Source organism: Cryobacterium sp. TMB1-7 (assembly GCF_004402435.1).
In the GTDB taxonomy this organism is placed as follows: Bacteria; Actinomycetota; Actinomycetes; order Actinomycetales; family Microbacteriaceae; genus Cryobacterium; species Cryobacterium zongtaii.
Genome location: NZ_SOFZ01000021.1, coordinates 49642 through 59319, shown reverse-complemented (window position 1 = coordinate 59319; position 9678 = coordinate 49642). Strand labels below are relative to the sequence as shown.

The window sequence follows — 9678 nt, the reverse complement described above, 5'->3', positions numbered from 1 at the left end:
GGCGAACCTGTCGCCTTTAGACTCACATAAAAAGCTGGTCAATAGTGTTTATCGGCCGAATTGAGCACCCGAATGTGAGGGGCAAGCATGCTGCTTCGACACAGCTCAGCGCTCTACCCGGGCGTGCGGTGCCGTCGCATATCCCATGGGATACGAGGCATCTGGGTTGTGAGACACCGGTAACCCTCGCGCTGAGCGCGTGCCCCTTGCAAGATTGGCTTCCTGCTGAGACTCGTGCTTATGCGCAGGGGTTCCTAGTCTGGTTCAATGACCAGTTCAAACAGCGAGCTGCCTTCTCCGATGGGCGCGCGGGGTTCACACGAAGCTTCCCGCGACTCGGGCAGTCACGTGCATCTCAGCGCCTCGTACGAACCACTCGTCAGAGCAGAATTGGAAGCCGTTGATGCTGAAGACATTTCGCCGAGCAGAGGCGCCCAGGACACCGATGTGTGGTTGACCGAATGGCAGGTCGGCGATGACGGCTTTGACGTCGCTCTCGGTGGGCACGTCGACTGGGCTCTCATCCCGATGGATCAAGGCTGGGCGTCCCGCTTGTTCGCAGGCCGTCGAACAGTCCTTCTGCAGCGTGACACCGAGGCAGGGGCACGGGGGCACCGGACGGATTGGACGTACCGTTCCGGTCGTGTGGTTCGGATTGATCAGGTCTCGGTGCGTTACCGTCCGGCGCAAGCGCAAGCGCAAGCGCAAGCGCAAGCGCAAGCGCAAGCGGAACGCGGACTGGTGCCAGAAACCGGTGGAGCAATGCAGCACAGCGTGCGGAGCCTGCGGACGCCGCGCACACATCACGGTCGAATTGTCGGCTGGATAGTCCGACTCAGGGGCTAAGAATCTCAAGCACGCTCCCTCGACCAAGCAAGTAGTGCCAGGCCGGACAGGCGCCCGGCGTCTCTTAACGCATGGGTTACGAGGCACCTAGGTTGCGAGACACAGCGCAACGTTGACTGTCCCTGGACAAATGGAGCGAAGGGGCAGAGAGAGCCTGAAGGGGAAGTTGAACAACCTCCCGGAGGCAATAACGTGGCGTGGGTTAGTGATGCTGCGCAATGGTGTCCATATGACCGTTCACCCACCGTTGGCTGACGCGCGCTGCAAGCCAGGCGCGGTAGCTGGCACTTTCTCGATGGGCATCGCCCTTGGGCCTGTTGCTGGGGCAGTTATCGCGATTGGCAGTTCTTTCCTTCACGGACTTTTTTCCCCAAACGACTTTCAGCAAACCCTCATGGTCTCTGTCATGTTCTGTGTTTTTGGAGGGATCATATTTGGGTTCGTGTCAAGTGTTGGTGCTGCGTTAGCCCTCTTGATTGTCGATTGGCGATTGAGGCGATCGCGGTTTGTCCAGGGATCTATAGCTGGAGCCGGTGCGGTTGTTCCGGCGATCGGACTCTTCGTTTATATAGGCCAATACGGGACTGGTGGTCTCCAGACAGCCCTTCTTTGTCTTTCGGTAATATTCACGTGTTCATTCGCACTAATGGTTCTCAGGTCGAAGAAACACCGCGCGACGCCCAATTGACGTAGCCCGCGAGCACGTGCTGGGCGCAACAAGGGAATTGTCGCGCCCATGTCTTGTATCCCATGGGATACGAGGCGCTGAGGTTAAGCGACACTTATCGCGCACGAGTGGCTCACTCCCAGGCGATGAACAGACGGCCGCTACGATCGCATAGCTCCGCGGAGTGCCCCGGCCAGCCAACGCTCCACGTCTCGCTGCGATCGCAGCCTTACGACAACGAGGTGGGGATGCTGGAGTTCTAGCGGTGGTACCTGTTCGTCGTACTTGTGCCGGGTCGAGATTGCCCATCGCACAATGTGCTCCCGGTCGGTGAGCATCGTGAGGAAGGGGCCCTCAACGTTGCCGTTCCATAGCTTCTCTCGATAGAGCCGGCGTCGAATGGTGCGGCGGATGACACGAGGAAGAGTTACACGTATGAATGGCAGATCGAGCCACACTAGTAAGTCGGCATGTTCGGCGAGCACCTGTCGAGCGGAGCCGTACTGCCATTCGGTCGTCCATGACTCCGCGGCGATGAAAGCTAGTACATCGTCGAGGAATTCCGGCCTTGGAACCCATTTCGGGCCGTGGAATAGCGAATCGATTTCCGTATGCGAGCCCCCGGTGATGGCGGCGATTCGCGCTGCCAGTGTGGTCTTGCCCGAACCGGAGACCCCCGCGACTAGTACGCGGTGTGGGCGATGAGGAAGGGCGCCGTCGTGGGGAAGCATCGCTCAAGTGTAAGCACGCACGCTCCAGCCGCCTCGAGCAGCTGCATCGCCTGAGCAGAGAGCATGTTGTCGATGCCCGGGTGTCTCGCAAGCCATGGGTTTCGAAGCACTTAGGTTGCGAGACATTTCCCAATAGGGATGCGGTCCGATTCCAGGTCCTAACACCGACTCTTGGAGAGCGATCCTCGTAGAGGAAAACCTGAGCATGGGAGGTCCGTTGGATCGCGACGGCCCTCCCGGGTCGTCAACGCAGGCAAGGTCATTAGACCAGCCGATAACCCTGCACTGATTGAATTTGGTGGAGTACGTCGTTCATGATGACCCGGGACAACCATCCGATGTCGAACTCATACTCCGCGCCAACTTGGAAAGAAGCCGCTAGTTCTTGCCGCCCGTCGAAAGTCACTCCTTCGGTGATTGCCAGGCGACCGCAGTCCGACGTCTGGATGAGAACCGAGGCCGTTGACGCCGACCCTCTCAACCCGCCCGACGACGACCTCGGCTCCGCCGACACCACCTCACAGCGCACGCTTTCAACAGAAATTAAGTCCAACTCCGGGCCGAACAGCACACCGACACCAAACACCACCAAAAGCAGGAACACGACCCAGTACAACCACCCGGCTCTTGGCTTCTTCTTCGCCTTCGGTGTTGCAGGGTTACCCATTGTCGGCATTTCGTTGTTCACCTTTTCCATTACCACCCACCTGTATGGAGGCCCGTTGACGGTACGGAAGCCCCGCCCCAAAAGCCCTCAATCGCACCGCTCACGAAATTCTCAGACGTTGCCCCGTCCGGCTTCAAACCTGCGGTCCCCACCACAACGACGAGCCCGCCAAAAACGGTCGACCAGCTACTCCGCCACGGGCTCCTCGAACCAGGCCAGACCCCAGCTGTGCAGAAGAGCAATTGAAATTGCTGCAGGCGACCGGCAAAACCGACACCGTTCGCTCAACCTATCGAATGCAGGACCTCTCACGAGCCACTCTCGACTGTTCAAAGAGGAACGTCGTGTCTTGCATCCCATGGGTTATGAAGCAGATGCGTTACGAGACACATCTCTCCTGGGTTCCGGGCGGTCCATTCAGGATTCGTTGCTACCGGTGTGACTGGTTTTCTCCAGCAGTGCGCCAGCCTTTAGCAATCGACTGTATTCCCTGGTACGCAAGAGTGCCAGCGAGGCAAACGAAGACAACACCGGAAACGTGGTCGAACCATTCCGACGCATTCCCAAAGATGAGTATCGAGAGCCCGATGATCGCGACAGCGCCGCCGAGGTACGCGGTGCCGGTGCCTTTCGAATCTGCTCTGGACTCAGAGTGGTCAAGACCTGTCATGCCCGAAGCCTACTGCGCCTACGCATCGTGTCTCGAAACCCTGCCGATGTGAGACAGGTCAGGTTGCGAGACGAGTCGCCTGTATTTGTCCCCTCGACCGTCTCGTAACCCATGGGATACAAGGCAGCTGGCTTGCGAGACGCGCCAAGGGGGCTGCTCACGGACGAACTGAAGTCATCAGCTCGCCCAAAGTGACCATGGCGTTGCTCGACGTTTTCGGTATTGACCGGAATTTTCGAGCCAGGTCCGGATCAGCTGCGGTGGCCAGGAGGTACCGCTCGATGTCGGCGCGAGTTGCGAAGTTGAAAGGCTTGACTCGCAGGGCGGCCAGCGGCGCTTCCTCCTGGAAAGCGATGCTATGGGCATCCTCTGGATGATTAGCGAGGGCGGCCTCGAGAAGAGCGGACGGGATGTCTCGATGAATGTTGTTGACCATATGTCTGACATCCTCATTTTCGTCCAGGACTAGCCGGGCGATCAGCTCAAGCGTGAGGTCGGGCTGAAGTGCGACTTCTGCGCGTTGCTCCCGTACAGAACTCGCCACGCAAGTCGCGCGCATCTCCGCTGTTAGGCGAGGACTCGGCGCGCTGCTTCGCCGATAGACCGGGGCAGGAGGGGAATCATCGTCCATCACGGGATCAGTCAACCATCGATGCTGCTATGTATCAGCGACCGTTCAGGCGGTTTTGAACGCCTCATATCTCATGGCTTGTTAGGCGTCTCGTGTGCTCGGGTTAAGTTTCCGTAGATAGCGATCTCGAGCGCGCTACGGTGAACAGTTGCACCAGAGCCTCCAGCACGTGATTTCTTCAGCTGGGGCGGAACTGGGGCAAAACCACCGCAATGTCGTAGACCTCAACCTCAAGCAGACGCACCAACTCATCTCCCGTCGCCAACCATCGAGTCTGATTCCTGGATTCGTCCCAGCCGTCAAACGGGTCAAAGTGACGTTGCCAGAAAAGCGACCAGTCGTTAAGGCGTCGGCCCAGTTCAGAGGAGATGCCATAATCGTCCGGCTCCATTGCGTACTTGTCAGTGAAGTTCTCCCATAACGGATAGTCGTGGCCCCAGTCCAGGAAGAACCGGATCCGGTGCAACTCGCCTGCTTGCTCCCGCCGGGCATGGTCGACGGCGCGATCGTCTGGGATTTCCGCGGGCACGAGCATCTCAATCTGCGTCCCCGGGTCGACCACGCGGCGGTACTGGCCGTCACTCCCACTTACAGGCTGCTCCTCAATCACGATTCGAGGCTACGGTACTGGTGTGAACTGGGGCACAGTCGCGCAGAGCCAGTTCGCTGCGGCCGAATGCGGACCACCGACCTTGCCCATTGGGCGGTCGGTAATCGGTCGGGATTCTTTTCGTCGGGATTCCCCGGCCAAGGCGCACCGGGAGTGCTCATTTGTCCCTTCCGACGAGAACAGCCGCAAGGGTGCATTACCTGCGACATGATTTCATGTCTCGCATCCCATGCGACATGAGGCAGATCGGTTGCGAGACACGTGAAGGGGGCAGCTCAGGGAGGAAGGGAGCTCTTCAACTCATCCAAGGTGACCATGGCATTGCTCGACGTTTTCGGGGTTGACCGAAATGCTCGAGCTACGTCTTCCCCGCCCTCCGATACGGCTGTCCGTGATTAGCATGACTGTCACCCACACCAGGATCGGAAAGGCCGAGGCGGGACCAGCCCATGACGGATTGCCGGAGTTGCTGATGTAGATCACGTTCAGCACGATCAGCTACACCACAGACCCCAGTAAGAGGGCGAGACGGATAGGCGAGAACAGAACGGACAATCGTCGTTTCGAAGAGTGGCGATATTCGGTGTCGGTCATCTGCATGTGCCTCCCGAGTAGTCGTTCTGGACGGACAGTCTTCGTTCGCATCGCTTGGCCCGTCCCCTTGGCTCGTACGTATTTCGAACCATAACGGGTTCCCTCGGATTTCGACCCGTCGTTACCGAGATGCCGCCTATCGCCGACGGTATCGTCCCACGAACGAAGCCTGTCATGTGCCTCGAAGCCGTACGGATGCGAGAAAGGTCCAGATGCGAGACAAGTCAGCTGCCGCTCGTCGCTGAACAGGCGATCTCCTTTGTCTCGTATCCCATGGGATATGACACACATAAGTAACGAGACAGTGCTTCAGATGTGCAGTCTCAACAGGACGACGGCCTGCCGAGCGCAGCGCGGCATCCGGCGGAGTCAGGATGCAGGAACGAGTGACCCGACCGTGAAGTCGGTCCAAGCGTCGCCGCAGACCTGCAGATCAGCTGGCGCGTCGATGCCCGGGCCAGCACCATCCGATGTCACGAGCACCCGGATTGTCGTCACTTTCGCCGGCGTGCAGTCGTACGTGACGACGTACGTGAGGAGCGCTTCCACCTGGGCCGACTCGCCCGGGGCGAGCGCCCCGGCCTCCGGCTCGATGGGGCCCAATATCTTGTCGTCACGGCTGGCCAGATTAGTGCCGTCGGCGCCGAGCAACAGCACTCCTGGTCCCCCGTAGTAGGAGCAGGATTGCTCCGACACGTTCGTGAGCACGATCGCGAGCCCCTCCCGGGTCGCTGTAGAAAGGTCGGGACGCTCTACAAGCTCAGCGGCGAGCTGTTCGTCCTGACACCGGTCGTTTGGCCACACAGGTTCCGCCGCTTCGACTTGGGGGGTTGCAGTCGGGGTCGAGCTCGACACGGGTGCGCTGGCCACAGTGGGCTCCGGAGCCTCGGCGGCCCCTTCGGCGCATCCTACGAGCGCGAGAGTGGGCAGCATCAGCAGCGCGATGAGGGCTATGCGGTCAGTCCGGGTCTTGAGCATGCGGCGAATCCTTTGAATGAACGGACAGAAGGTGCATCTAAGGTCTCTTTTGCCAGCCAGACGATGGAGGCTGTCGTCCATTGACAGTGTCGCGTTGTCGGACAGTCAATAACCCTCGACGAACTTACAAACATGACCACTAGCGGGTGTGGGCGATGATCGCTTCGGCGATAGCCACCGTGTCGCTGTTCGACGCGACCTGGTAGGCCGACTGGCCGAGTGAGAAGATCACGACGCAGAACGGTGTCACGTCGGAGCACATCTGCACGGCGTGCTCACCCTCGACCGCGCCCTTCAGCGCAATCGTCGGCAGGGCCTGGCTGTCTGGTGTGGAGACCATCGTGTCGACGAGTCCGGCCAGGTCGTAACCGACCGTGACCGACGTACCCAAAACCCCGGCGGCGATCAAGTCGACCGGGACGCCGGCGGCATCCACATCACACTGGAATACCCCGGCCCGCTGCGCCACGTAGTTCTCAAAGTAGGTCAAGCCGTTTGGTGGGGACCGGACTTCGTATTCGAGCGAGTCGACGCCGAGAGCCGTGGCGATGCCCTCCGACCCCACCGCGCGGGTGCAGTCCGATTCGTGTTCGACCAGATCGACCGTCGGCCAGACCAACTTGCCGGGCTGAGCATCCGTCAGAGCGGTGAAAACGGATGCCGCGAGCGGCTGCATCTGCGCCAGAATCGCGTCGGGCGTCAGCCCGGAGAAATACCAACCGTCGCGTTGGATCCAGTTCGTGCTCAACACGATTTCGACCCAGGCATCGCCGACCGGCGCGCTGATGAAGCAGCCGGTGTCGTAGTAGCCGCACCCGGTCGCCGCTTCAATGCCTCCGATGGTCATCGCGGTGTCGGAAGGGCCGTCGCCGAACGATAAGGCGTCGTCGCCCACCGTGTAGGGCGCCCAAGAGTCGGCGCCGCCGGGAACGACCTTGACGCTGACGTAAGCCCAGTCGAAATCGACGGGGTCGAGCAACGGGTTGGTGACCGCGGGGCCGACCCGCCAGGAGCAGGACAGACCGCCCAGGGCTGGCACGACGTAGTCAATGAGGTTAAACGCTGGCTGGATCGCGGCCACCGGGGTCGGCGCGGTTCCGTCGGCGGTGACGAAAACGGGTGCCACGTCATCAAGGGCGGCAATGTCGTCGCAGGTGTAAACGCTCGCTGCCGCTGGTGTTGGTGCGACGGACGCTGACGGTTCTATCGGGGGCCCCGCAGTGCATCCGCTGAGGACCACGATGGCGAGCAAAACAGCCGGCGTGAGGGCGATGCGGCCAGTCCGGGTCGTGCGCATACGGCGAATCCTTTGAACGAAACGGACAGAAGGTGCATCTAGGGTCTCTAGCCGACGACGCTGAAGATGCCTAGTCGCCTGGCCAACGCGCGTAGTCGATCCGCATCAGTTCCTATCCGCAGTTGCATCGGCGTAGAAACGACGGACCGGACCCTCTGATCGTTCTCTTCTGTCCGGGCGGACCGAAAAAAACAACACGGCTCCTCTTGCGAGAGTAGTGGGCAGTGTAGGCAAGCTCCGCCATCTATCTGGTCCCTACTCCTCGCGTTCTGCCCCCAATTCGGGCAGCCTAGATTCTCCAGGGCCTGCCATGACCGGCAACCGTCCATGCCCGTTGGGATCGGATCACAATCCTGCGAAGCGCACCCACTCCAAGCGAAAGTTCGAGAGCCCGGCTGCACTGGCTATTTGGTTGGAATCCCGCAGCTCGGGGTTTGACCCTCGGACCCAAAGCAACTTTCTCAACGCCTGTTGGGCTTGCCTGTTTCGAAACCCTACCGACGCGTAAAGTCTCGTGGGTATTGCTCCCGCGGACGCCGCAGTAGCAGCGTCCGCCGCTGTTCGTATGGGATACGAGACACCGAGGCTATGAGACACCGATGTTGGGCTCAGAGGAGGAGCCGGCACCCGCAGGCGGCTACCCGTACGCAACAACCCGGCACCTATACGCCGAACAACAACCCGGCGCATATGAACAGGCCGACGACCAGCAGGAGCCCGATCGTAGCTGCGCCCATGTCAACCGCCTGGCGCGCTGGTGAAATCGAATGAGGCGCTGTCGCCGTCGAGTGAAGTGACGGTGACTGTGTACGTGTTGCCTTCCTTGCAGTACACGACGAAGGCATCCGTAGCGGTGGCGCCCGGCTCGATGATCGAGGGGAACTCGCCGATCGCATAACCTCGGTGCTCCGTCGTCACTGATCCGGCGCGACCGCCGAAGGGAAGATCCCACTCGGTCGAGCTTGAGCCGTCGAAGACTGCAAGGTCGCTTTCGTTGAACTTGATCGGCGTGGGGCTGAGGTTCTCGATTTTCACTCCGACTCCGCAGTAGCCGTCGAAGGAGTAGCTGATCTGATCAGCTGAGATCCGCAGGTTCGCTGTCTCGACCTCGTCGGGAGACGACGTCCTCAGCTCGAGGAGGCTGCACCCCGCCAGCAGCCCCGCTGAAACGAGCCCGCCTATCAAGCCAAGAGTTGTTCGGGTGGCTAGCGAAAATCTTCGCGACATGGCCCGAGCATCTGCGACCTCTCGGAGCCGTTGGTCACGCACATCGATCATGCGTTTGCCGTCCCATGTCCTAAGGTGTCAATCGTCGCGCATACGAGCACCTGCCACTCCGCACTCGACAGTCGCCGAAACGAGGAAATCAATGCCTCAGGGCGAAGAAACCGACGCGTGGGTTCAGCGAATCGGCTCGGAAGCAGCGAGAGTGCGCCGTAAGGCCGACCCGATCGTGTTTGGGGCGGTGGCAGCGGGCATCGGAACCATCATGTTGGCTACATTCGTAGGCCGTATGGTGTCTGCGCCGGAGCAGTACGGCGCTGCGCTACCCGTCGTCGGTTTCGTGGGAGTGCTCCCGCTCGTGATGAGTGCAATGGTCGTCGGAACAGTTTTGAAACGGCGTGCGGGAGCACTCGCAGCACAGCACATTGGCTTGAGCCGGTACTCCACTTACAAAACCGTTCCCACGATGTACCTGGTTCGCCGGACCGATTCGATGACTTCATGGTTATCGCAGGCGTCCCACAGGCCGGCAGCTACGTCGCCCACCCGTCACCTGTGGCCTTCGAAACTGCGAGACGACACAGTGACCGGATACTGACACCGCCGACGACGCTCCCGCGAGAGCCGGACGGATCCGGCCGCGATATCACTGCAGCGGGGACCTCTCGATCGGGGTTGTCTCGATCAGTTCGTCTTGGTGGTGCGCTCGTGTTGTGCGGCGTCGTTCTTGCCTTGGCTGGAGCGGTTGTAGTTCTCATTGGCA

9 protein-coding genes are annotated in these 9678 nt (G+C 60.4%); 1 reads left to right on the top strand and 8 read right to left on the bottom strand.

From position 1 onward, the window contains the following. The first annotated feature begins 267 nt into the window (after nt 1-267). Complete coding sequence (locus E3O60_RS19100; RefSeq protein WP_370448639.1) at nt 268-846, top strand: DUF6578 domain-containing protein; 579 nt, start codon at nt 268-270, stop codon at nt 844-846. A gap of 828 nt (nt 847-1674) precedes the next feature. Here E3O60_RS19100 and E3O60_RS08890 read toward each other — a convergent pair. From E3O60_RS08890 to E3O60_RS08855, 8 genes are all read right to left on the bottom strand, one after another. After that, nucleotides 1675-2244, bottom strand: coding sequence for an AAA family ATPase (locus tag E3O60_RS08890; protein WP_134497831.1), 570 nt, complete (start codon nt 2242-2244; stop codon nt 1675-1677). 262 nt (nt 2245-2506) lie between these two features. Next, nucleotides 2507-2941: a hypothetical protein gene (locus E3O60_RS08885; RefSeq protein WP_134497829.1), complete on the bottom strand. Its 435-nt coding sequence runs from the start codon at nt 2939-2941 to the stop codon at nt 2507-2509. Nucleotides 2942-3341: 400 nt separating this feature from the next. Further along, the gene (locus E3O60_RS08880) at nt 3342-3581 is read right to left on the bottom strand and encodes a hypothetical protein (protein WP_134497827.1); all 240 of its coding nucleotides are present in this window, start codon (nt 3579-3581) and stop codon (nt 3342-3344) included. A gap of 157 nt (nt 3582-3738) precedes the next feature. Then, entirely contained in the window at nt 3739-4215 is a 477-nt protein-coding gene (locus E3O60_RS08875; protein ID WP_166788977.1) for a hypothetical protein, read from the bottom strand. A 175-nt stretch (nt 4216-4390) separates the two neighbouring features. Beyond that, on the bottom strand, nt 4391-4822 hold the full coding sequence (locus E3O60_RS08870; protein WP_134497823.1) for a hypothetical protein: 432 nt from the start codon (nt 4820-4822) through the stop codon (nt 4391-4393). A 963-nt stretch (nt 4823-5785) separates the two neighbouring features. Beyond that, a complete protein-coding gene (locus E3O60_RS08865) occupies nt 5786-6394 on the bottom strand; it encodes a DUF4232 domain-containing protein (protein WP_165787964.1) in 609 nt (202 codons plus the stop codon). A gap of 139 nt (nt 6395-6533) precedes the next feature. Further along, on the bottom strand, nt 6534-7691 hold the full coding sequence (locus E3O60_RS08860; protein WP_134497821.1) for a hypothetical protein: 1158 nt from the start codon (nt 7689-7691) through the stop codon (nt 6534-6536). A 738-nt stretch (nt 7692-8429) separates the two neighbouring features. Continuing rightward, on the bottom strand, nt 8430-8918 hold the full coding sequence (locus E3O60_RS08855) for a hypothetical protein (protein ID WP_133159801.1): 489 nt from the start codon (nt 8916-8918) through the stop codon (nt 8430-8432). Nucleotides 8919-9678: the final 760 nt, after the last annotated feature.

What these genes read in the sequence shown, in the direction of transcription:
- E3O60_RS08880 (WP_134497827.1), bottom strand. Translation starts at nt 3,581, where the DNA reads ATGACAGGTCTTGACCACTCTGAGTCCAGAGCAGATTCGAAAGGCACC.
- E3O60_RS08890 (WP_134497831.1), bottom strand. Translation starts at nt 2,244, where the DNA reads ATGCTTCCCCACGACGGCGCCCTTCCTCATCGCCCACACCGCGTACTA.
- E3O60_RS08885 (WP_134497829.1), bottom strand. Translation starts at nt 2,941, where the DNA reads ATGGAAAAGGTGAACAACGAAATGCCGACAATGGGTAACCCTGCAACA.
- E3O60_RS08860 (WP_134497821.1), bottom strand. Translation starts at nt 7,691, where the DNA reads ATGCGCACGACCCGGACTGGCCGCATCGCCCTCACGCCGGCTGTTTTG.
- E3O60_RS08855 (WP_133159801.1), bottom strand. Translation starts at nt 8,918, where the DNA reads ATGTCGCGAAGATTTTCGCTAGCCACCCGAACAACTCTTGGCTTGATA.
- E3O60_RS08865 (WP_165787964.1), bottom strand. Translation starts at nt 6,394, where the DNA reads ATGCTCAAGACCCGGACTGACCGCATAGCCCTCATCGCGCTGCTGATG.
- E3O60_RS19100 (WP_370448639.1), top strand. Translation starts at nt 268, where the DNA reads ATGACCAGTTCAAACAGCGAGCTGCCTTCTCCGATGGGCGCGCGGGGT.